Source organism: Pseudomonas sp. URMO17WK12:I7 (genome assembly GCF_003269045.1).
Lineage (GTDB): Bacteria > Pseudomonadota > Gammaproteobacteria > Pseudomonadales > Pseudomonadaceae > Aquipseudomonas > Aquipseudomonas putida_J.
On the sequence record NZ_QLTL01000006.1, the window covers coordinates 54290 to 76742 of the forward strand.

Sequence of the window (22453 nt, forward strand, 5' to 3'; positions counted from 1 at the left end):
GCCATGCAACTGACCTTTCTTGGCGGCACGGGGACCGTGACCGGTAGCAAATTCCTGCTGACCCACGACAGCACGCGGGTGCTGGTCGACTGCGGGCTGTTCCAGGGCTTCAAACAACTGCGCCTGCGTAACTGGGAGCCGCTGCCACCGGCCTTGCGCGCTCTCGATGCGGTGGTGCTGACCCACGCTCATCTCGACCATAGCGGTTATCTTCCGGTGCTGGCGCGGGAGGGCTACAGCGGGCCGATCTACGCCACCCCCGCTACCTGTGCCCTGGCAGAGATCTTGCTGTTGGACAGTGCGCGCTTGCAGGAGGAGCAGGCCGAGCATGCCAACCGCCACGGTTACTCCAAGCACACGCCAGCGCGCCCGCTCTACACCGAGCAGGACGCGAAACGGGCCCTGGCCCTGTTGCAGCCTGTGGAGCTGCATCACCCGTTGCCGATTGCCGACGGCATGGAGCTGCTGATGCGTACCGCTGGGCATATTCTCGGTGCGGCGACGGTGCAGATCACTGCCGAGGGCCAGACCGTGCTGTTCTCGGGTGACCTGGGCCGCCCTCAGGACCCGATCATGCGTGCGCCGGAACTGGTCAGGACGGCGGACGTGCTGTTGATCGAGTCGACTTACGGTGATCGCCAGCACCCTGACGAATCATCCGCGCAATACCTGGCAAAGGTCATCAATGAAACACTGCTGCGCCATGGCATCACCCTGGTGCCATCGTTCGCCGTCGGCCGCGCCCAGCTGTTGATGTACTACCTGTACACGCTCAAGCGCGACCGGTTGATACCGGATATCCCGGTCTACCTGAACAGCCCGATGGCCACCGACGCCACCGCCCTCTACCAGCAGTACCGCATCGAACATCGGCTGTCGGCCGCCGAGTGCGCGGCGATGTGCAGGGGCACGCATATCGTGCGAACAGTCGATGAGTCCAGGCACCTGGACCAGTTGCGCGAACCGGCGGTGATCATTGCCGCCAGTGGCATGGCCACCGGTGGCCGGGTACTGCACCACCTCAAGGCGCTGGCCCCCAACCCACGCAACAGCATCCTGTTTTCCGGCTTTCAGGCCGGCGGCACGCGGGGTGCCGATATCGTCGCCGGTGCCCGCAGCGTGCGCCTGCAGGGTGAAGACGTGCCGATAAGGGCGCAGGTGCATGCCATGGAGAACCTCTCCGCGCACGCCGACGCCGACGAAATCATGGAGTGGTTGCGGGGTTTTACCCGGCCACCCCGGCAGACCTATGTCATTCACGGCGAGCCGCACGCCGCCGACACGTTGCGACGGCGCATCAGCCTCGAACTCGGCTGGCAGGTTTGCGTGCCGGAGTATCAGGAAACCGTCGCCATCGACCCAGTGCGCTAGCCGGGCGCGGGAGGTGATTCATGAGTACGCAAGCCAGGGCGAAACTGCGGGCCTGGATGCACAGGCCCAGGGGCAGCTTGGGTTGGATCGTGGCCATCGTCGCTTTGCTCGTCGCCGCGTCCGTCTACCGCGCATTGAGCCCGAGCTGGCGCATGCCCATGCGCGATCCGGCGGTGCTGCTGAGCCTGCTGGCGTTGAGTGTCGCGCTGGGGTGGGCGGTGCAGCGGGGCTTCAAACGCACGGTTGGCAAGGCCATTTTCAACGGCCAGGAAACGGGTTGGCAGGCCAGGCTGGCGTTGCTGCGTTCAATCACCCGGGAATCGAACAGGTTGATGAGCGTGTTGCTGCTCCTGGTCCTGCTCGGTGCTGGCACCCTGTGGCTGGCGGGGCGCTCCGTGGCGCAGATCGTGGAAAATTGCACGGCCAACCTGCAGGCCCAGGTGGACGTCCCTGAAAATGACAAGCTCACTGCGCTGGTTGGCAAACCCGTATGCACCTGCCTGGCTCAGACCTTTCTGCAGCGCAATGGGGTGCTTCGCCTGGCCCTGTTCGAAACGCCCATGCAGGAAGTCAGCGGCCTGAAGGCGCTGACGCCCGCTGATGAGCAGCGTTGCCTCGCGCAGTTCGACCTGTTGCCCGAGGAGGGGCGTGCAGTTACGCCTTGAAGCGATCAGAGCCCCCATCGGATGCTGCAATGACAGGCGCCCACCGCGGCGCGGGAGGTGTTCCCATGTCCCATGATCTTGCCTTGCCAACCTTGTTCGCCGACCGTACCCAGGCTGGACGAAGCCTGGTCGAGCCACTGGCCCGCTACGCCGGCAGGCCCGACGTGATCGTGCTCGCATTGCCGCGGGGTGGCGTTCCGGTGGCCTACGAAGTCGCATCCGCCCTCAACGTACGCCTGGGCCTGCTGGTGGTGCGCAAGCTCGGCATGCCGTTTCACCCTGAGTTCGCCATGGGGGCGATAGCCAGCGGCGGCGTTACGGTCCTCAATGACGACATGCTGCGGGCCTACCCGGTAGAACCGGCGTTATTCGACGCCGTGGTTGCCAGGGAAACCGAGGAGCTGGCGCGGCGCGAACGGGCCTACCGGGGAGGGCGGCCAGCCCTGCAGCTCAAGAATCAGGTAGTGATTCTCATCGATGATGGCTTGGCGACCGGCGCCACGATGAGGGCGGCTATCCAAGCTGCGCGAGCCCAGTCACCGGCGCGGATCGTGGTGGCCGTGCCGGTCGCACCGCCAGAAACGCTCGAAGCCTTGTACGGTGAAGTGGATGAACTGGTGTGCCCGCTGGTGCCTGAGCAGATGGTGTCGGTTGGCTATTGGTATCGGGATTTTCCGCAAACTTCAGACGAAGAAGTCATGACGCTCATGGGGCAAGCCGATCAGCAAGCACTTTGCCGGAATGCACCCCATGACTGGGCACAGGGTTGAAGTTCGCACGCAGACGATGAAGCTGGCAGGCGTCGAGCTTCTGGCGGACGTGCGCGAGCCGGCCAATGCCCGTGCCTTGGTCGCAGGCGCCAACCCTGCACATCGTAGGTAGCCAGGACGCCCTGGTGCTTGAGCTCAATCGTCAGGTGGATCGCTTGCTGCGCTGTGAGCGGCATCTTGAAGGGGTGCCAGGCACTACGCATCTATTCGAAGAGCCTGGCACCCTGGCGAAGGCCGCTGCGCTTGCCGGTGACTGGTTTGTGAAATACCTGCAGCGCGCGTCCGCCTGAAGGGGCTTTGTCGAGGCTCATACCCCGAATGGATAGGTTTCGTCCTCAGGCTCAAGATGCTGTTGTTTCGGCAAGGGCAGGGCAGTGACCGGGCTTGTCTGCTCGAACCACAGCAGCGCATCGAACTGCTCGGCCAGCACGGCCTCGAAGTAATGGCTCAGCCGTTCGCTCTCGGGGCGATAGATGACGCCGATGGCGCGTTCGAGTAGCACCGTGGACAACACATGGCGCAACTCCTTGCGCTGTGGGTCGCGCCAGTCGCTCAGGCAAGCTGGCACGCCTGCGAGGCGGAACTGGTGCTCCCAGCTGTCGCTGCGCGAAGGACGGATTTGCTTGATCTGCATGTCACCGTCCCAGTCATCGGCGGCGGCCACCTGGCCGCAGTCGGTGGCCATGCCGATCAGCACTGCGTCGCGCCCGAAAGCGCTGCGGCAAAGCTGGCCGATGTTGAACTGGCCTTTCCAGCCCATTTCCGTGGCGCCGGCATTGCCGATATGGGAGTTGTGTGCCCAGACCACTGCCTTGGCGTGGGGACCACGGTGTTCCAGCAGCGCGCGCAAGGTATCGAACATGTGCCGGTCGCGCAGGTTCCAGGAAGCCGTCGAACCGCGGTAAATGGCGCGGTAATACTGCTCTGCGGCGATGATTACACGGGCGTTCTGTGTTGCGTTGAAGAAGGCTTCATCATTGCGGACAAGCCCTGACAATTGCTCGGCGAGCATGACATTCAACTGCTGGATCACCGGTTGCTCGCAGGGCATGACGCCACCGCGTTCGACAAAGTGCCCGTACAGCGCGGGGTCGTCCTGCCAAGGTGTCAGGCAGCCGTAGCGGCGACGGGCTTCATGGGCCAGATGCGGATCGACCCGGTCCAGATACGCCAGGACTTCATGGATGGAATTGCGCAGGCTGTAGACATCCAGGCCACGGAATTCCACGCGATGGTCGGCGGGCAGCCTGCGGTTGTGCCCGTGCAGCCATTGGGCGAAGGTTTTGACTTCGCTGTTGCGCCACATCCAGGTAGGAAAACGGCTGAAAATATGGCGTTTCCACGCCGCGTGCGCCAAGCCTCGGACGTACTGATCGACATGCCCGGCATCCGGCCAGTCGGCCTCGACGGCGACGATATTGAAGCCATGCTGTTCGATCAGGCGACGGGTGATCGCCGCCCGGGCGCGATAGAACTCGCTGCTGCCGTGGCTTGCCTCGCCCAGCAGGATGACCCGCGCGTCAGCGTAGCGGTCGAACAGGGCTGCGAATGCCGGTGTATCCAGGTCTGGCAAGGGTTCGGCGTATTGATGAAGCACCGGGGCAATATCGGCAGTGTCGACCTGATACTGCTTGCCGTAGAGTTTTTCCATCAATTTCTTCGAAGGGCCGTTCATGGGGACGCTTCCGTAGTCGGGCCGCCGCGCCTTGACCCGTCAGGGTGCGGCGGCCCGGGGTCAGATCAGGGAAAGCCGGTGAATGACTTGGCTGGGGTCATCCGGGTCAGCGGCGGTGGTGAACCCCGCCGCCTTGGCCAGGTCGCGCATCGCCTGGTTGGCTGCCGCATCGACCGAATACATCTGCCGCAACCCCTTGGCTCGGGCATGATCGATCAGGTGCTTGAGCAGCAGGCGGCCCAAACCATGGTGCTGCCAGCTGTCCATGACGGTAACGGCGCATTCGCACTCATCCTTGCCGCTAGCGGTGGCGTAGCGGGAAATGCCCACTTCCTGCAATTCGCCATCCACGTGGGCGAGAGCGACATAGGCCGCCTGGCGATCCTGGTCGACCTTCATCAGCTGGTCGAGCATTGCCTCAGCGGGCTCCCTGAACTGGCACAGGAAGCGGAAATGCCGCGATTCGGGCGACAGCCGTTCGATGAAGGCTTTTTCGCGTGCTCGGTCCTGGGCTTGCAAGGGCCTGATCAACACGTGAACGCCGTTTTCAAGGGCTTCGATCCAGTATTCACCCGAAGGTTTGGGGAACGAAGGCGTTGTGTGCAGACGGGAAGTTTCGGCGGGCGCCATGGCAATGTCCTCTATGTCGAATGAACAAGGAGGTTCAGTGTCGACAGTGGGCGCTGCGCTGACTTGACAGTTGTCAAATGCTTAACTGATGACCTGTCAAACCGATTGAAGAAGCTCCTCCGATTCAGGGATAGCCAACTGCTGCTGGCGTGCCTTGACGGGGACCACGAGCAAGCTGCATTTCAGGCTGCTTAATAGGTATTCCAGGGTCGCAAACTGCCAGGCGCGGTGAGGGCTGGTGATCACCACAGTGTCGTAGCCGCAGCGATTGGCGTATGCACAGAGGGTGTGCGCGCATGATCCGACGATCAACTGGTGATAGGCGTCAGGGATACCCAGTTGCGCGACGAAGCGTTTGAATGCGCTTGCGAGGGATTCATACGAGGGGATTTCCGCTAGGCTGTAGTGCTCGCTGTGACGCAGGAGGGCGGCCTGGTCATAAACGCAGAAGAGATGCATCTTCGCCTTGCGCGCGTGGGTTATGAGCCTCGTGGCTTCGACGACTGCGGCATTCGCGTCCCCGTCGTCCAGGTCTTCGCAGCTGGCGGGCGCTGCTACGAACAGCTTGGCTTGACTTGACTCTGAACGTTCCCGTGCGAACAACACGGGGCAGGGCGCAAGCCGCATCAGTTCGAGGCCGAAACTGACGCGCCCGTCGGCTTGAGCCTGCAGGATCATCAGGTCGGCGTCGCATGCCCTTGCCAGTTTGACCAATGCTCTGGCCGTGGGCTTGATTCGCCTGACCTCGGACTCCAGTTGGATGCCACTGTCGAGGAAGACCTTGGTCAGGCTTTTCTGTCGGCTCAGGGTATCAACGTGCCTGGCCTGCCCAGCGGGCGCGGGCTGGATGGCAAGGGTCACAGAGGCGCCGATTGCCATCGCCAGCTCCACCGCTTGTTCGATAGCCGGATCGTACCAATCTTCGTCCACTGCAATTACGAGCAATCTCTTGATTTGCATGATCTTTCACCTTTTAGCGGATAGCGCCCCGGCAAACAGTCGGGATTCAACGAAGTTTTCGACGCTTGAGCATGCGGGCGCGGGCAAGGGGTGGCTTGATGTTCATCAAGTTGCCTCGGGTGGCATCCAACCCTTGGTCGGACAGACCGCTAACGTTTTGTGAGGCCGCTAACTTAAATAGATGCCCGCCTGCAAAAAAGCGGAGGCATCGTCATGTCAGGCTCTGCAGAAATGGGGGCAAGGCCCCATGTGAAGTGCCTTGCGTGCTCGTTGAGCCGGCTCTGTCTGCCCGCCAGCCTCAGTGCCGACGAAGTGGACAAGCTGGAGCGGATTGTCCGCCGTAACCGGCCGTTGAAGCGGGGTGAATACCTGTTCAAGGCCAATGATCCCATGGAGCACGTGTTTGCCTTGCGCTCCGGGGCGATCAAGAATTTCCTGCTTGATGCCGACGGCACCGAACGGGTGACTGGCTTCATTCTGCCGGGGGAAATGCTGGGGCTGGACGCTATTGGTGCCAGTCATTATCGAAGCTTTGCCGTAGCCCTTGAAATATCGCTTGTCTGCTCCATCCGGCTGGACCAGCTGGTGGACCTCTCTGGCCAGATTCCGGGGTTACGCTATCAATTGCTGCACATGCTCAGCCTGGGGATCCAGGGCAAGGACGATCACCTGCGCTGCTGTCATGGGCGGGCCGACCAGCGGCTGGCGATCTTCCTGTTGGGCATGTCGGCGCGTTACCAGGCGCGAGGGTTGCGGGCGGACGTGTTCATGCTGCCCATGTCCCGAGGCGATATCGCCAACTACCTGGACCTCACGCTGGAAACGATCAGCCGACTGTTCAGCCGCTTCGTCCATTCAGGTTTCCTGCAATGCGCCGGGCGTGAGGTCAGGCTCATCGATATGCAAGGCTTGGTCAACCTGACACACCTGGAGGAACCCACTTGAGTGCGGCAAGCAATCGGTCATAGCGTTGTACAGGCCAGCGTTCGGGGTATGGCCTGACGCCGGCCGTGCGTGGTACATGATCCGTGCGTATCCAGATGCGCTGCGGCGCTACGCCTGTTTGCCAGCACAGCTGGGCCAGCTGGCGCGCTACCTGTGGCGGTGCGCAGCAGTAGACCGTGTCCGGGTGAAAGGTGGTCAGCAAGCGTCTGGTTTGCCACCAGCCACTGCTGATAACACGCGGCAGTAGCGACAGCGCCGACAGCCAAGTTTGACAATCGTCTGGCAGGAGTTCGGCGGCAATGCCGTCATGTGACAGCTGCAATTGCACCCAAGGCAGCCAGCAGCGAATCTCATCCAGCGCGCCCAGCAAGGGCAGCAGGCCATCGGCGCGACTGATGGCTAACAGCCTTGTACTTTGCAGGGGCAGCGGCCAGGCGCTGCCAAGCGGCCCGGAATAGTCGAACAGTTCCCCCAGTCGACCTAATGGCTGCGCACTCTGAATGCTGACGATAAATTGCCCAGCGACGCCAGGCAGGGTTACGTAGCTGCATGGCCAGCACTCGCTACCACGGCCGAGCATGCAGTACTGGCCTGCCATTGCCTCGCTGGACGGCTGGCGGCAAAGGGCCAGGCGCACGAATTGCTGGATGCCCGGCCCCGGCAACGTTTGCAGCAAGCGGACGCTGGCACCGCCCTCTTGGTTCATGGCTGCCTCGGACTGTAATTAAGTCTTGCTGATATCAGCCTAGGCCGTGGTCAATGCGGCATGTTGACCAGGATCAAACCGGCTGGCGGAAGGGGCGCCACGCTGTTGATAAAGGTCAAACGGGGGGCAGCCCCACGGCGCATGCTCGAGGCGTCTCCCTGGGAGGCATTACTCATTCGAGGAGGTCGCCATGTCAGAAGTTGCCAAAAAAGTGCCTGTTACCCCGGTCGCCACCCAGCCAGCCAAAGCTTCGCCGCCCAGCGTCGAACCTTCGGATCTGTGGCGCCCCTTCCAGCAATTGCGCCGTCAGATCGACAGCCTGTTCGAAGATTTCGGCCGTCGGCCGATGCGCATGCCGTTCAGCCACACACCGTTCGATCTCGAACCCTTCTGGCGGCGTGACTTGTTCACCCACGGTATGCCGGCCATGGATATCAGTGAGCTGGCCGAGGAGTACCGCATCAGCGCCGAGTTGCCTGGCGTGGAAGAAAAGGACATCGAGATCAAGCTCGCCAATGGCAACCTGGTGATCCGCGGCGAGAAACAGGAGGAAAAGGACGAAAAACGCAAGGAATATCACCTGTCCGAGCGCCATTACGGCAGCTTCGAACGGGTTTTCCAGTTGCCCCGCGAAGTTGACGCCGAGAAGATCAATGCCCAGTTCAGCAAAGGCGTGCTGCTGGTGCACCTGCCCAAGCGCGCCGAGGCCATCCATCCGGAAAAGGTGATTCCGATCAAGAACGGTAAATGATCTCACCCATATTCACTGCATCGAGGAGCAAGGACGCTCCGCCTGTGGAGGTAGAGCATGATGTCCATTGGCAAATACTGCAACCGTGACGTGGTCACTGCACCACCCGGTATTTCCATCTATGCCGCAGCGCGCATGATGAATCAGTACCATGTTGGCGACCTAGTGTTGGCCGAACATGTCGACCGCGAGCGTTGTCGGCCCATCGGCCTGATCACCGATCGCGATCTGGCGTTACGCATCATCGCGCGCAATCCACCGGATCAGGAAGACCTGCAGGCGGTCGATGTGCTGCCTCGGCCTCTGATCACCGCGAACCAGAACGAAGACTTGTTCGATGTCATCCTCAACATGCGGCGCGCCAATATCCGACGCATTCCGGTAGTCGATGACTTCGGCCTGCTGGTCGGAATCGCCACGGCCGACGACCTGGTGGGGCTTCTGTCCGACCACCTGCACGAACTGTCACTGCTGATCCGTCAACAGAGCCGGCGGGAGGAAGACCTGCGCGGCGAAGACCTTTGAGCGCACACCCGTGCGCGATGAAGACAGGAGGCTGGCATGAGTGATTTCCCCAGTGCCGAAGAAGTCGAAAGCCTGGACGCCTATTGGCGGGCGGCAAACTACCTCACCGTTGGCCAGATCTATCTGCAGGGTAATGCCTTGTTGACCAGGCCATTGACCTTGGCTGATGTCAAACCCCGATTGCTGGGCCACTGGGGGACTTCGCCGGGGCTCAATCTGATCTATACCCATCTGAACCGGTTGATTCGCCAGTACAGCCTCAATGTGCTGTTCGTCACGGGGCCCGGCCACGGCGGTCCCGCTCTGGTCGCCCAGGCGTACCTCGATGGTACCTACACCGAGCTCAACCCATCGGTCGAGCGCAACGCACTTGGCATGGCCCGGCTCTTTCAGCAGTTTTCCTGGCCTTATGGCATTGGCAGCCATGTCGGTCCCCATGTGCCTGGCTCCATTCACGAAGGGGGCGAACTGGGCTATTCGCTGGCCCATGCGTATGGTGCTGCCCTGGACAATCCGCAACTGATCGTGGCGTGCGTCATTGGTGATGGTGAGGCCGAAACCGGGCCACTGGCTGCGAGCTGGCACTGCAACAAGTTTCTCAACCCCGCCCGCGACGGCGCGGTGCTGCCCATTTTGCATCTGAACGGTTACAAGATCGCCAACCCCAGCGTGCTGTCGGCGATCAGCGAGGAGGAACTGACCAGCCTCATGTATGGCTACGGTTATGATCCCTATTTTGTCGAGGGTGACGAGCCCATGGACGTCCATCGAGCGTTGGCCAGGACGCTGGATGTCATCTACGAGAAGATCAGTCAGATCCAGCGCCTCGCGCGGCATGCCGAAGACCCGCAGGTGGTCGACAGGCCATTGTGGCCGGTCCTGATTCTTCGTACCCCCAAAGGGTGGACGGGGCCCAGGTACGTAGATGGGCAACGCGTAGAGGGCACCTGGCGGTCCCATCAGTTGCCGTTGGCGGACCTTGGCAAACCGTCGCACCTGATGCAGTTGCAACAATGGCTGGAAAGTTACCGTCCCCATGAGCTTTTTGACGCACAGGGTACGTTGGTGCCTGATCTGGCCGCGCTGACCCCGACTGGCCGGCGGCGCATGAGCGCGAGCCCGCATGCCAACGGCGGTCTTTTGTTGCGCTCACTGGATTTACCGCACTACGCCGATTACTGCGTGCCGATGTCGGGGCCGGGCCAGGTGCGGGCCGAGGCGACCAGAGTGCTGGGCGGTTATGTGCGCGATGTCATGAAGAACAGCCTAGCGTCGCAGAATTTTCGCCTGTTCGGTCCTGACGAAACGGCGTCCAACCGCCTGGATGCAGTGTTCGAGGTTACCGACAAGGTTTGGCTGGATGCTCAGGCCAGCGATGATGTACACCTTTCGGCACAGGGGCGGGTCATGGAGATCCTCAGTGAGCATATCTGCGAGGGCTGGCTGGAGGGGTATCTGCTGACGGGCCGCCATGGCCTGTTTTCCTGCTACGAAGCCTTCATCCATATCGTCGATTCGATGATCAACCAACATGCCAAATGGCTCAAGACAGCTGCCGAGGTACCGTGGCGCAAGCCGATCGCCTCATTGAATATCCTCCTGACTTCGCATGTCTGGCGGCAGGACCATAATGGTTTCTCGCACCAGGACCCGGGTTTACTCGACCTGCTGGCAAACAAAAAGGCCAATCTTGCGCGGATCTATCTGCCACCTGACGCCAATTGCCTGTTGTCGGTGGCTGAGCATTGTCTGCGCAGCCGTGGGTACATCAATGTGATCGTCGCCGGCAAGCAGATGGAGTGGCAATGGCTCGATGGCGAAGCGGCCGCCGTGCATTGCCAATCAGGTATCGGACGTTGGGGCTGGGCCTCCCACGATGACGAGATGCCCGAGGTGGTGCTTGCCTGCGCGGGCGATGTGCCGACACTGGAGGTGCTGGCGGCAGTTACACTGCTGCAGGAGCAGGCTCCTGACGTACGCGTGAGGGTGGTGAATGTCGTTGATCTCATGGCGTTGCAACTGTCACAACAGCATCCTCACGGGCTGTCCGACAGCGACTTCAATGGGCTGTTCACCGAAGATCGACCGGTCATCTTCGCCTTCCACGGCTATCCGGCGTTGATCCACCGCCTGATTTACAAGCGCGCCAATCCGCAACGTTTTCATGTGCGTGGCTTTCGCGAAGAGGGCGCAACCACCACGCCGTTCGACATGGCGGTCATCAACAACCTGGACCGCTACCAGTTGCTGCTCGATGTGTTCGAGCGCGTGTCACGCTTGCAGCCTCGGCTCGAGCAGGCCCGCGCCCGCTATTGGGCAATGATGGAGAAGCACAAGCTCTACCTCATCGAACATGGCGAAGACATGCCTGAAGTTGCGCAATGGCGATGGACTTCCCCCCCATGTGCTTGACCCAGCCTTACTTGGCCTTCCAGTATTTCTGCATTTCCAGGAACAGGAAGGACGCGGTCCAGGTGATCAGCACCAGGCCCGTCAAGGCCTGCAGGCCGGTGAGGTACTTGAGATGGCCGGTGGGAGCAATGTCGCCGAAGCCTATCGTGGTATAGGTGGTGAAGGAGAAATACACGCAGTCCAGAAAGCTCCCGTCGAAATTGCCGCTGAGCGTACCCCAGCCTGGGGCATGGGCCATCAGGTAATAGGCCAGGGCAAAGCACCACACCTCCACAGCGTGGGCCAGCAGTGCGCCGAATACGCCTGCCACGATGCGAAAACGGCTCCAGAGCTTGAGCCGAGGGAGCCAGTCGTTCAGGCGCAGCAGGCATTCGTAATGAATGATCACCACCAGGATCACCACCAGCATGTTGATCAGCGTGACAGAGAGCATCGTGGGTACCCTGGCCAGGATCGGCGGTTCATTTCGTGGCATCGACCAACACATAGGTGGCAGGCTCCCTGGCTTGCGGCAGCAGCGCGGGAAACTCCTCGGGGGTGATGGTCTCCTTCGCCAGCAACAGGCGCGCGCCTGTATCCAGATCGTGGCGGCGCTGCTCCAGCAACGACCGGGCGCGGTCATAGGCTTCTTCCAGCAAGCTGCGGATGGCCAGGTCGATCTCGCGCGCGGTCTGTTCGGAGTAGTCCTTGAGCGCCTGGTGTAGTACCGAGTCGCTCAGAAAGCCGGCTTGTTGCCGTTCCAGTACTGCCTGGCCCAACACCGGGTTCATGCCGAATCGGGTGACCAGTTGGCGGGCAATGTCGGTGGCGCGTCCCAGGTCGTCGGCGGCGCCCGTGGAGACCTGGCCGAACGCAAGGCTCTCGGCGGCGCGCCCGGCCATCAGCACCACCAGGCGGTCGCGCAGCATCTGCGCGCTGATCAGGAAGCGGTCGTCGGTCGGCCGCTGCAAGGTGTAACCCAGTGAACCTGCGGCGCGGGGAATGATCGACACCTTGTGGACCGGATCCATTGCCGGCAGGCTGCTGGCGGCCAGGGCATGCCCCATTTCGTGGTACGCCACCACCTGGCGTTCGTCGCTGCGCAACACGCTGCCCTTGCGCTCGACACCGGCCACCAGGCGCTCGACTGCAGCGGTAAAGTCCTGCAACTCGACCCACTGGCTGGAGCGCCGGGTAGCGACGATGGCCGCCTCGTTGACCAGGGTGGCCAGGTCGGCGCCCGTCAGGCCCGGGGTAATCTCGGCAATCCGCTCGCAGTCCAGGTCATTCTTGTAGATGATCTTGTGCAGGTGGACTTTCAGGATCGCCAGGCGGCCCTTGCGGTCGGGCCGGTCGATGAGAATCTGCCGGTCGAAGCGCCCGGCACGCAGCAGCGCCGGGTCCAGCACTTCCGGGCGATTGGTCGCGGCCAACAGCACCACGCCTTCACGTGGGTCGAAACCGTCGAGCTCGGCGAGCAACTGATTGAGGGTTTGTTCTTTCTCGTCATTGCCGCCAAAGCTGCCGACGCCGCGCATCTTGCCCAGGGCATCCAGCTCGTCGATGAAAATGATGCAAGGTGCGGCCTGGCGGGCCTGGTCGAAGAGGTCACGTACCCGTGCGGCACCCACGCCCACGAACATCTCCACGAACTCCGAGCCGGATATCGAGAAGAACGGCACCGCCGCTTCCCCGGCGATGGCCTTGGCGACCAGGGTCTTGCCGGTGCCGGGCGGGCCGACCAGCAACGTGCCTTTGGGTACATGGGCGCCAAGGCGTGCATACCACGCCTTGTTTTTCAGGAAGGCCACGATCTCGGTCAGCTCGCCCTTGACGTCGTCAATACCGGCCACGTCGGCGAAGGTCACCTGGGTGTCATGTTCGACATAAACCCGCGCGCGCGACTTGCCCACCCCCATCAACCCGCCCAGCCCCTGTTTCTGCCCCAGCCCGTGGAACAGGAAGTACCACAGCGCCAGCATCATCAGCAGCGGCATGAATGCGCCCAGCACGGTCGCCACCGTGCTGTCTTCGGCAACGCCGGTGAAGGCCACGCCCGAGCGCCCCAACTGCTCGCTCAGTGTCGGGTCGACGCGCACGGTGGAGAACACCGAATGGCCATCGATCGGCTCCTGCAGCCTGCCGAGGATACGGTCATGCTCGATATGCAGGTCGCTGACCTTCTGCTGATCGAGCAACTGCAGGAACTGGCTGTAAGGGATGGCTTGCACGGCCGGCTGGCTGAACAGGCCGAACTGCACGGCTGCGAGCACCGCCAGGCCGACTGCCAGTAAGTAGAGCTTCCAGGGCTGATCCTTGTTCATGGCCATCTCTCCTCGGCGCGGCGGCGCTAGGCGATCAACAGATAATCTTCGACCTTGCTGACGCCCGGCACCGACCAGGCCGCACGCTCGACCACTTCTCGCTCGCGCAGCAAGTGGACCTTGCCTTCCAGCTTGACCACGCCACCGTTGACCGTGACGCGGATGCCTTCGGCCTGGATTTCGGCGCTGCGCTTGAGAGCGTCTTCAATGTGGCGCTTGATATCGACCGCGTCGGCCCGGGCTTTGAGGGTGATGCGGTTGTGCACGCCGACCACGCCCGACAGGCGCCAGACCGCCTGTTCGATCACTTCCTTCTGGTATTGCCAATCGAGCTGGCCTTCCAGGGTCACCGTCCCTTTCTGCACGGTGACCTTGATGCCCTCCACGTTGGCGTCCGAGCTCCAGGCGATGATGTTCAGGGCACGGCTGGCAATGGTGTCGTCAGCGGTACCTTCGAGTTTGTTCAGGCGTACCTCTATTTCCTCGGCCAGGCCGCGCACGCCTTTCATGGCCTTGACCGTGCGCTCGGCACTGACTTTCTGGGCGTAGCTGTTGACGTGCCCGGAGAGGGTGACTACACCGTCCTGCACCGTCACACCGATGCTGGCAGCGTTGATATCGGGTTTGAATTCCAGCTCTTCGAGCACAAGGTCTCGCAAGTCAAGGTCGTTCATGATCGGCTCCGGTAGCGGACGGGGAGGGGCTGAAGTGCCCTGAGTACTTGTTTCTACACGTGTGCCCCACAGCGCGATTGATAAAGGTCAAACCCGGTGAACAGGCCGTTCGCGGTTGACAAATGTCAGGCTGCGGCGCACGCCGCAATCGATACTCAGCGTGTCTTGGGCATGCACGAGGGTATGGAAATGCGACGTTATGTGCTTTGCGGGTGGGCAAGCCTGCTGTTGATGACCGCGTCCGGCTGCACGGCGTGGCGCGCCGAGGAGTACGATGCGCGCCTGGAATCGGCGGAGAACAATGCCGCCACCGCGCGGTTGCGCGCCGATCAAGTGTGCTACCGCGTCGATCTGGTCGAGCAGACCGCCAACGAGGCGCTACGGCGGGCGACCCAGGCTCAGGTCGAGGTGCAGCAACTGCGCCAGCAGGCCCGGCGCAAGTAGCCTGCCATGCCTCGTCGATGGCTCGACCCCGCACTGTTGGTGGTCTGCCTGCTGGCCTTGCTGACTGGCGGTATGGCCTATGCGGCACAGCGACCTGCCTGGGCCGCGCTGATCTGGGCAACTGGTGGCCTGGTCATGGCCGGGGTCCTGGCGGTAGAAATGCTCAGGCGCCTGGCCAGAGGTGAGGCAGGTATCGACCTGATCGCCTTGCTGTCGATCACTGCCGCCCTGGCCTTGGAGAACATGCTGGTGGCTACGGTGGTTGCACTGATGCTGGCCACCGGACGAGCCCTCGAGGCATTCAGCGTGCGGCATGCCGAGCGCGAACTGCGCGCGCTGATCGACCGAGCGCCGCAACGTGCATGGGTCCAGGAACAAGACGGGCTGCACGAGGTTGCGGTGGATCAGGTCAGGCCAGGTCAGACCGTGCTGGTACGCCTGGGTGAAATCGTGCCAGTGGACGGGCGGCTGCAGAGTCCCCAGGCCACCCTGGACGAGGCGGCACTGACCGGGGAGTCGTTACCCGTCACTCGCCATTGCGGCGAGCCGGTGTCCAGCGGGGTGTGCAACGTCGGCGCGCCGTTGTTGCTGCTGGCCACGCAGACTGCGGCGCAAAGCACCTATGCTGGCATCGTGCGCCTGGCCGAGGCGGCACGCCAGTCACGGGCACCCTTCGTGCGCCTGGCTGACCGCTACGCGTTGGCCTTCATCCCCCTGACGTTGCTGATCGCCGCGCTCGCTTGGTGGGCCAGTGGCGACCCGCAACGCGTCCTGGCGGTGCTGGTGGTCGCCACGCCCTGCCCGCTGATATTGGCGGTGCCGATTGCTGTGCTGTCGGGCATCTCGCGAGCTGCTCGGCGTAGCATTCTGGTGCGCGATGGCGCGGTACTGGAGGCGCTCGCCGGGATCCGCCAGGTCTTTCTCGACAAGACCGGTACATTGACCAGCGGTCATGCCCGGTTGCAATCGATCGAGCTTAACGGGGAGGGCGCTCCGCTGCAGATCTTGCAGTGGGCCGCGTCGTTGGCCCAGGCCTCCACCCATCCGATCGCCCGGGCTATTGTCGACGCGGCCCTTGCGCGGGGCCTGACCCTGGCGGCGCCGCAACAGGTGCAGGAGGCTCCAGGCCAAGGCTTGGCCGGCCAGGTACAAGGCAAAGCCGTGCGCTTGGGACTGCTGGCATTCGTGCAGCAGGGCAGGGATGCGGGCCACTGGGCACAGGCATGCTTGCAGCAGTTGGACTATCTGGCCAGCAGTGGCAGTTTCGTGGCCGTGGACGGCGAATTGAAAGCGATGCTCCGGCTGGCCGACGATGTGCGTCGGGAAACACCCCAGACCCTGCGCCGGCTTCGCGCGCGCGGGATCGAGCAAATTGTCATGCTGACTGGCGATCGCCCCCAGACGGCGCAAATGATCGCGCTGACGGCGGGTATCGATGCGCTTCACTCTGGCCTCTCACCGCAGGATAAGGTCCGCCTGGTTCAGGAAGGTTGCCGAAGAGGCCCCACGCTGATGGTCGGGGATGGCATCAATGATGCGCCTGCACTGGCTGCCGCCGATGTCGGGGTTGCCATGGGCGCGTCGGGCGTGACTGCCTCGGCGCAGTCAGCCGGCGTGGTCCTGCTGGTCGACAGGCTGGATCGTTTGATCGAAGCGCTCGACATCGCCCGGCACGCCGTGCACATCGCCCGGCAAGGCGTGTGGGTGGGCATGAGCCTCTCGCTGCTGGCCATGCTGTTCGCTGCTGCCGGCTACCTGCCTGCGGTGATGGGGGCGGTACTGCAGGAAGGCATCGACCTGTTGATCATCCTCAACGCCCTTCGCGCCCTCGGTCCGGTTACGGGCGATGGCCGCAACGGGTTGCCGGCCGTGAGTCTGCAGCACATGCAGGACGAGCATCGGCAACTGGACGGGTTGTTGACCGAACTGAGCCAGATGGCGCGGGACTTTGCCAGCCGCCCTGCGCAGCAGGCGCGGGCCGACCTCCGGCACCTAGTCGCCGCCCTGCATGAATTGCTGGAACGCCATGAGCGGGACGATGAGCAGCGGCTGTACCCGCTTTTGAGCCGTTACATGGGGGGCGAGGACCCCCTGTCGGCGCTCAGCCATACCCACCGGGAAATGTTCAGGCTGATCCATGTGCTGACACGCATGAACGAGGATTTCGCCCAGGCCGCCGCCACCCCGAGCGCCGACGAAATCCAGCACCAGCTCATACGGCTGGATACCCTGGCGAAACTGCATTTCGACCAGGAAGACGCCTTGTATCGGTACCTCGATAAACATTGAGCAATGCTGCAGGCGTTCGCACGATTGATAAAAATCAAGCGCCAAGGGCGGTCTGAGCCGGATGCTGGCAGTACCAGTCAATCACGCTGCCCTGCACGGGAGCCGAACATCATGCCGCACAGCAAAATCCTCTTTCGATCAACGGCACGGGAGAAGATCCTCAGTGGCGCTACCCAGCTCGCCGATGCCGTGCGCGTCACTTTGGGCCCCAAGTCGAAGTCGGTGCTGATGCAGAGTACCTGGGGTCGCCCGACGGTCTGCAATGACGGCGTGTCCATCGCCAAGCGCGTTGACTTGCAGGACCCTGAGGAGAACCTCGGTGCCCAGATGTTGCGCCAGGCCGCCGAGCGTACGGCGGAGGCGGTCGGCGATGGTACGAGCACGGCGACGGTACTGGCCCAGGCAATCCTTGCCGATGGCGTCAGAAACGTGGTGGCCGGGGCCAGCGCCATCGATCTCAAACGCGGACTGGACAAGGGCCTGGTGTTGGTTCAAGCGGCATTGCTGGCGCAGTCACGCCCGGTCGACACGACCCGGGAAAAAGCCCAGGTGGCCACATTGTCCGCCCACAATGACCCCTTGATCGGCCAACTGGTCGCCGACGCCCTGGAAAAGGTCGGTGTGGAAGGTGTGGTGAGCGTGGAGGAATCCAAGACCACCGAAACCGTGGTCGATATCATGGATGGCATGCGTTTCGACAGGGGGTACGTGTCCCCGTACTTTGTCACCGACACTGAAAAGATGCAGGTCGAACTCACCGATCCGTGTGTACTGCTGTGTGATCACAAGATCGGTGCGCTGGCCGACCTGCTGCCACTGCTTGAACAGGTGGCCAAGAGCGGCCAGCCGTTGATGGTGATTGCCGAGGACATCGATGGCGAAGCCTTGACCACGCTGGTGGTCAATCAGATTCGCGGTGTATTGCGCGCCGTGGCGGTGAAGGCTCCCGGGTATGGTGATCGGCGCAAGGAAATGCTCCAGGACATTGCCGTACTCACCGGTGCCACGGTGGTTTCGGCTGAACTGGGCGTCAATCTCGACCACCTGCAACTGTCCCAGCTGGGCCAGGTGCACCGTGCAGTGGTGCTCAGAGACAGCACCGCACTGGTCGGCGGTAAGGGTACGCGAGAGGCCGTGGCTGATCGTGTCGCACAAATCCGTGCGCAGATCGCATCCAGCACCAGTGATTACGATCGGGAGAAGCTTCAGGAGCGTCTGGCCAGGCTTGCCGGTGGGGTGGCGGTCATCCGCGTGGGCGCACCTTCCGAAGCCGAGATGAAAGCGCGCAAGGACGCCCTGGATGACGCCTTGGCGGCTACCCGCGCAGCGATTGCCGAGGGCATCGTGCCCGGTGGTGGCCTTGCTTTGCTCAAGGCTGTACCGGCATTGCTTGCCGAGGAGCTCAACCAGGAAGGCGACACGCGCACGGGGCTGCAGATCCTGCGCCGGGCACTGGAGTCGCCAGCACGGACGATCGCTGAAAATTCCGCCGTGGATGCTGGCGTCGTAGTAGCTCGCATGCTAGCCGAAACGGGCAGCATCGGCTTCGATGCCGCATCCAACACGTACGTCGACATGTACGAGGCGGGCATCATCGACCCTACGAAAGTGGTGCGCGTCGCACTTGAAAATGCGGTCTCGGTCGCCAGCATTTTGCTGCTGACCGAAGCCACCATGACCGATATCCCGGAAAAGAGCGCACCGCTGATGCAACCCCCGATACCTGAGTGATCAGGCCGGCCTACCGTTGGAGGCAATCATGAGTCACTATCAACGCCTGTTGCTGATCATGCGCCCAATGCTGCACCAGGCGGTCGCCCTGGAGCAGGCCGTTGCATTGGCAAGGTCTGCATCGGCCAGCCTGCACATCGTCGCCTTGCTCGAATCATTGGACAAACTCTGGTTGCTGGAGTCCGGTAAGCATCAAACGGAGCGGGAGGCTTACCGGCAGGCTCAGCAGGAACAGTTGGAAGCCCAGGCAAATGTGCTGCGTGCCTCTGGCGTGCAGGTGACGACCGAGGTGGCCTGGAGCAACGACCTGCAGGATGACATTCTGCAGCACGTGCTGGAGATGCAACCGGACCTGCTGCTCAAGCAGGTCGAGCATGAACCTGCGCTGAAGCGCGCTTTCTTCATGCCGCTTGACTGGCAACTGTTGCGCCACTGTCCGGTCCCGGTCTACTTGCTCGGTGCCAGCCGGCCAGCGTTGCCACGCCAGGTCGTGGCGGCGGTGGACGTGGCTGATACCTCGGATGAGGGGCAAGCCCGAAATGACAGTATCGTCCAGCAGGCCAGTGCCTTGGCCTTGCAGACGGGGGCGCAACTGGACCTCCTGCACGCCTGCGATCTGTCGATGGCCTATATGGGCGATATGGGGTATGCCGCCTGGGCCATCGGGGACATCGCCGGGCCTTTGCGCCAAGCGTTGGAGGATGATTTCAAAAAACTGGCCGATCGCTTCGGAGCGCCACCGGAACGCCGCCACTTCGTGCTGGGCCGTCCGGTCGCGGTGCTCAGCGAATACATCGACTCACAGCCGGTAGACGTGCTGGTCATGGGGCGGCCCATCGCACGGGGACTGGACCGTCTGTTCGGCAGCACCACCGAGCATGTGTTGTACCAGGTGCCTTGCAATATCCTGGTGGTGTAGGGCTGTACGGCTGACCACGTCACGGCATGAGCCGTTGAGCGACCAGGGCGCTGGTGTCGACGATGTCCAACTGAGCCCGGCAACCGGCGGGCAGGCGAAAGGGCGTGATGCTGTCGGCGACCAGGATGCGTTCGAACATCCCGCTTTCGAACAGCGCTCCTGCGGTGGTGAACAGACCGTGGGTGGCGGCAGCCAGAATGCGGGATGCGCCAGCGCCATGGCAGGCTTGTGCGGCCCGCAACAGTGTCTGGCCGGTACTGATGATGTCGTCAAACAGCACGACCGTGGTGCCAGCCACATTACCCACCAGGCACTCCCCGCTGAGCTGCGTGTGTTGCCGGTGCTTTTCCACCATGGCCATGGCGACCGGGCGCGCGAGCAGTTGGGCCAGTGCCTGGCGAAACTGTTCGGCACGCTTGATGCCGCCCATGTCCGGCGACACCACCGTGATAACCTGAGCAGCCAGCAGCGGCGCCAGGCGCTGGGCGAACAGCTGCGCGCAGGCCAGGTTCCAGGCCGGGATCCGGTAGGCGTTGTCGAATGCGCTGGGGTTATGCACATCCAACGCCACCACCCGGTCGATGCCGCAGCTTTCCATCAGGCGAGCCACGTGGCGGGTAATGGTCGAGTCCTGAAATTCCACCTTGCGGTCCTTGCGGCCGTAGCACAGATAGGGCGTCACCGCTGTCACCTGGCTGGCGCCGGCGTCCTTGAGCGCGCCACAGAAGAACAGCAGCCGGCACAGTTTGTCGTGAGCGCTGTGGTGCGTGTCACCGTAAAGCGAGTGGAACACGACGGCGTTTCGCCCCTCGACCGGGTCCATGGGCCAGCACTTGTGCTCGCCGTCCTCATAGTCTCGCTCTTCATGTGCCGACAGCGTGACGCCCAGGCGTCGGGCAACGGCATTGCCGTAGCCCTCGCTGCCTTGCAATGCAAACATCAATGGCGCTGTGGTATTCATTGGCGGTGCTCCCTCGATCGTTATCGTCAACATAAGCGGCGTGGCAGCGCTGGGTTTGACGATTATCAAGTGCAGCGTGGCCCATGGACGGACACTGTGCAGGTCAGCGCATGCCAAGGGCTGCGATTTTCACAATCCGTATAGCGAGTACGCCGATGGACAAGTACCAGAAAAGCCACAAGGACAAATTGTTCAAAACCCGTCCCTTCGACCCCTACGCCATACCCCTTCGCCCAGGCGGCAGTGCGCTTTGCCCGCAATGTGGCGCGGTCTATCACGAGGGTGAATGGCACCCGCACGGAGCTAACGGCCTCGGGCCACTGGGGTCGACTGTATGCCCCGCTTGTCGACGCTTTGAAGACCATGCTGCGGCGGGCCAGGTGCGCGTGTCGGGCCGTTTCGTCACGACCCATGAGCAGGAGATTCGCCAGCTCATGCAGCATGCCGAGCAGCAAGAGCGCCAGACCCACGTGCTCGAGCGGTTGATCGCCATCGACTGCAAGGACGACGAACTGTTGGCGACCACCACGGGCACGCACCTGGCCAATCGTATTGGACATGAACTGGAAGCCGCTTATGACGGCGTCTGCAGCTATCGCTACAGCGACAGTGAGCGCTACCTGAGCGTCGATTGGCATCGCGATTGAGACGGGCTGCCGGTTTGCAGGGCACGGAGCATTGCAAACCGGCGGCCAATCAGCCATGGATTGCCAGGATGCTCGTATGCACCTTGTACAAGGTCTGCTCGGTGGTACTGCCGATGACCTTGGCCAAGCCTTCATGGTAAAGGGTGCCCATGACAACCACATCGAAGCCATGCTGGTTGGCGTATTCGCTGATGACACTCCGGGCAGCCCCGCGTATCAGGTGCAAATGGTCCGGCTTGATGCCGTAGTGGGCCGCGAAGCGGGTCAGGCGTTCCCGCGCTCTACCTGTCACTTCTTCGATCACCTCATCGGTCCATGCCACCGGTGCGGCGGCGTAGGCCATGAAGCTAGGGCTCGGTTCATAGGCCTGGAGCACATGCAGTTGTGCCTTGCAGCGCTGCGCCAGCACCTGTGCAGCTTGCAGGACATGGTCGTTGCACTTGTGCACCGCCGCGTCGTGCTCGACCAGGTCCACGGCCGCCAGCACCCGCGCAGGCAGTGCCGCGTCAGCCTGAGCGACCAAGTGCAACGGAATCGGGCAACGGCGCAGCAACTGCCAGTCCAGCGGCGTGAGAAGGGCACGGCTGACGACGGTTTCGTGGCGGATGTCCTTGATCAGCATTTCCACGCGGTGTAACTGCGCCAGGCGGATCAGGTCCTTGAGTGGATCATCGTCATCCAGCGTTTCGGCATAGGCGGTAATGCCCTGCTTGGCAAGCGCCTGTGCCTGCTCATTCAGCCATGCCTTGCGATGCTCGGCGTCTTGTTTGCGGGCACTGCTGCGCAGTACCTGGTCAAGGGTGGTCAGGCGTGATGGCAGTTGGCTCAGCACCACCAAGTGCAAGGTGGCGCCTGTGGCCTTGGCCAACGCTTGCGCGCGCGCCAAGGCTGGTGAGGGGTGCAGGTCCGGATGGCAGATGAGTAGCAGTCGCGTCAAAGCGTTCATGATGGCCTCCGCAGCGATGGCCGTCGCAATGACGGCTCACGGGCTTACGCGTAGGGTGGCGCGATGGCGCCTGGGGGCCTTGATTTTTATCAAGAACGAACCGGCAACTGCTTCGATAATGACAAACGT

At 62.5% G+C, this 22453-nt stretch carries 22 protein-coding genes; 13 read left to right on the forward strand and 9 right to left on the reverse strand.

Features of this window, described 5'->3' with window-relative positions; all coding sequences use genetic code 11:
- Positions 1–3: 3 nt before the first annotated feature.
- The 4 genes from H040_RS09685 to H040_RS09700 all read left to right on the forward strand — a co-directional run bounded on the left by H040_RS09685 (position 4) and on the right by H040_RS09700 (position 3096).
- Positions 4–1371 carry an MBL fold metallo-hydrolase RNA specificity domain-containing protein gene (locus H040_RS09685; RefSeq protein WP_027917269.1) on the forward strand — a complete coding sequence of 456 codons (1368 nt, stop codon included), beginning with the start codon at positions 4–6 and terminating at the stop codon, positions 1369–1371.
- A gap of 56 nt (positions 1372–1427) precedes the next feature.
- Positions 1428–2036 (forward strand): hypothetical protein, encoded by a 609-nt coding sequence (locus H040_RS09690; RefSeq protein ID WP_235200583.1) that lies wholly within the window; start codon positions 1428–1430, stop codon positions 2034–2036.
- Between the two features lie 65 nt (positions 2037–2101).
- Positions 2102–2806 (forward strand): phosphoribosyltransferase, encoded by a 705-nt coding sequence (locus H040_RS09695; protein WP_027917271.1) that lies wholly within the window; start codon positions 2102–2104, stop codon positions 2804–2806.
- A 65-nt stretch (positions 2807–2871) separates the two neighbouring features.
- Positions 2872–3096: a hypothetical protein gene (locus H040_RS09700; RefSeq protein ID WP_027917272.1), complete on the forward strand. Its 225-nt coding sequence runs from the start codon at positions 2872–2874 to the stop codon at positions 3094–3096.
- 17 nt (positions 3097–3113) lie between these two features.
- Here the strand turns inward: H040_RS09700 and H040_RS09705 are convergent, their stop codons facing one another.
- The 3 genes from H040_RS09705 to H040_RS09715 all read right to left on the reverse strand — a co-directional run bounded on the left by H040_RS09705 (position 3114) and on the right by H040_RS09715 (position 6071).
- A complete protein-coding gene (locus tag H040_RS09705; RefSeq protein ID WP_027917273.1) occupies positions 3114–4481 on the reverse strand; it encodes an erythromycin esterase family protein in 1368 nt (455 codons plus the stop codon).
- A 60-nt stretch (positions 4482–4541) separates the two neighbouring features.
- A complete protein-coding gene (locus H040_RS09710) occupies positions 4542–5111 on the reverse strand; it encodes a GNAT family N-acetyltransferase (RefSeq protein WP_027917274.1) in 570 nt (189 codons plus the stop codon).
- 96 nt (positions 5112–5207) lie between these two features.
- The gene (locus tag H040_RS09715) at positions 5208–6071 is read right to left on the reverse strand and encodes a universal stress protein (protein ID WP_027917275.1); all 864 of its coding nucleotides are present in this window, start codon (positions 6069–6071) and stop codon (positions 5208–5210) included.
- Positions 6072–6284: 213 nt separating this feature from the next.
- On the opposite strand from H040_RS09715, the gene fnrB reads away from it, so the two are divergent.
- The gene (gene fnrB, locus H040_RS09720) at positions 6285–7016 is read left to right on the forward strand and encodes a Crp/Fnr family transcriptional regulator FnrB (RefSeq protein WP_033695968.1); all 732 of its coding nucleotides are present in this window, start codon (positions 6285–6287) and stop codon (positions 7014–7016) included.
- On the opposite strand, the gene H040_RS09725 is transcribed toward fnrB, so the two are convergent.
- Complete coding sequence (locus H040_RS09725) at positions 6985–7722, reverse strand: hypothetical protein (protein ID WP_027917277.1); 738 nt, start codon at positions 7720–7722, stop codon at positions 6985–6987. The two genes, fnrB and H040_RS09725, sit on opposite strands and share 32 nt — an antisense overlap.
- Before the next feature lie 190 nt (positions 7723–7912).
- Here H040_RS09725 and H040_RS09730 point away from each other — a divergent pair, with 190 nt between their 5' ends.
- The 3 genes from H040_RS09730 to H040_RS09740 are packed head-to-tail and all read left to right on the forward strand — an operon-like array spanning position 7913 to position 11410.
- Entirely contained in the window at positions 7913–8473 is a 561-nt protein-coding gene (locus H040_RS09730; protein ID WP_027917278.1) for an Hsp20/alpha crystallin family protein, read from the forward strand.
- 60 nt (positions 8474–8533) lie between these two features.
- Entirely contained in the window at positions 8534–8998 is a 465-nt protein-coding gene (locus tag H040_RS09735) for a CBS domain-containing protein (RefSeq protein ID WP_033695979.1), read from the forward strand.
- A gap of 36 nt (positions 8999–9034) precedes the next feature.
- The gene (locus H040_RS09740; protein WP_027917280.1) at positions 9035–11410 is read left to right on the forward strand and encodes a phosphoketolase family protein; all 2376 of its coding nucleotides are present in this window, start codon (positions 9035–9037) and stop codon (positions 11408–11410) included.
- A 7-nt stretch (positions 11411–11417) separates the two neighbouring features.
- Here H040_RS09740 and H040_RS09745 read toward each other — a convergent pair whose 3' ends face one another.
- The 3 genes from H040_RS09745 to H040_RS09755 are packed head-to-tail and all read right to left on the reverse strand — an operon-like array spanning position 11418 to position 14387.
- Positions 11418–11843 (reverse strand): potassium channel family protein, encoded by a 426-nt coding sequence (locus H040_RS09745; RefSeq protein ID WP_027917281.1) that lies wholly within the window; start codon positions 11841–11843, stop codon positions 11418–11420.
- A gap of 28 nt (positions 11844–11871) precedes the next feature.
- On the reverse strand, positions 11872–13713 hold the full coding sequence (gene ftsH / locus H040_RS09750) for an ATP-dependent zinc metalloprotease FtsH (protein WP_027917282.1): 1842 nt from the start codon (positions 13711–13713) through the stop codon (positions 11872–11874).
- A 26-nt stretch (positions 13714–13739) separates the two neighbouring features.
- On the reverse strand, positions 13740–14387 hold the full coding sequence (locus H040_RS09755) for a BON domain-containing protein (RefSeq protein WP_027917283.1): 648 nt from the start codon (positions 14385–14387) through the stop codon (positions 13740–13742).
- Between the two features lie 189 nt (positions 14388–14576).
- On the opposite strand from H040_RS09755, the gene H040_RS09760 reads away from it, so the two are divergent.
- The 4 genes from H040_RS09760 (at position 14577) to H040_RS09775 (ending at position 19770) form a co-directional block, all read left to right on the forward strand.
- A complete protein-coding gene (locus H040_RS09760) occupies positions 14577–14831 on the forward strand; it encodes a hypothetical protein (RefSeq protein ID WP_027917284.1) in 255 nt (84 codons plus the stop codon).
- Between the two features lie 6 nt (positions 14832–14837).
- Positions 14838–17120: a heavy metal translocating P-type ATPase gene (locus H040_RS09765; protein WP_027917285.1), complete on the forward strand. Its 2283-nt coding sequence runs from the start codon at positions 14838–14840 to the stop codon at positions 17118–17120.
- Between the two features lie 111 nt (positions 17121–17231).
- Complete coding sequence (groL, locus tag H040_RS09770; RefSeq protein WP_027917286.1) at positions 17232–18851, forward strand: chaperonin GroEL; 1620 nt, start codon at positions 17232–17234, stop codon at positions 18849–18851.
- A 28-nt stretch (positions 18852–18879) separates the two neighbouring features.
- Entirely contained in the window at positions 18880–19770 is an 891-nt protein-coding gene (locus tag H040_RS09775) for a universal stress protein (protein WP_027917287.1), read from the forward strand.
- A gap of 19 nt (positions 19771–19789) precedes the next feature.
- Here H040_RS09775 and H040_RS09780 read toward each other — a convergent pair whose 3' ends face one another.
- Complete coding sequence (locus tag H040_RS09780; protein ID WP_027917288.1) at positions 19790–20731, reverse strand: ribose-phosphate diphosphokinase; 942 nt, start codon at positions 20729–20731, stop codon at positions 19790–19792.
- A 155-nt stretch (positions 20732–20886) separates the two neighbouring features.
- Here H040_RS09780 and H040_RS09785 point away from each other — a divergent pair, with 155 nt between their 5' ends.
- On the forward strand, positions 20887–21378 hold the full coding sequence (locus H040_RS09785; protein WP_027917289.1) for a BCAM0308 family protein: 492 nt from the start codon (positions 20887–20889) through the stop codon (positions 21376–21378).
- A gap of 49 nt (positions 21379–21427) precedes the next feature.
- Here the strand turns inward: H040_RS09785 and H040_RS09790 are convergent, their stop codons facing one another.
- Positions 21428–22324: a universal stress protein gene (locus tag H040_RS09790; protein ID WP_027917290.1), complete on the reverse strand. Its 897-nt coding sequence runs from the start codon at positions 22322–22324 to the stop codon at positions 21428–21430.
- Positions 22325–22453 lie beyond the last annotated feature (129 nt).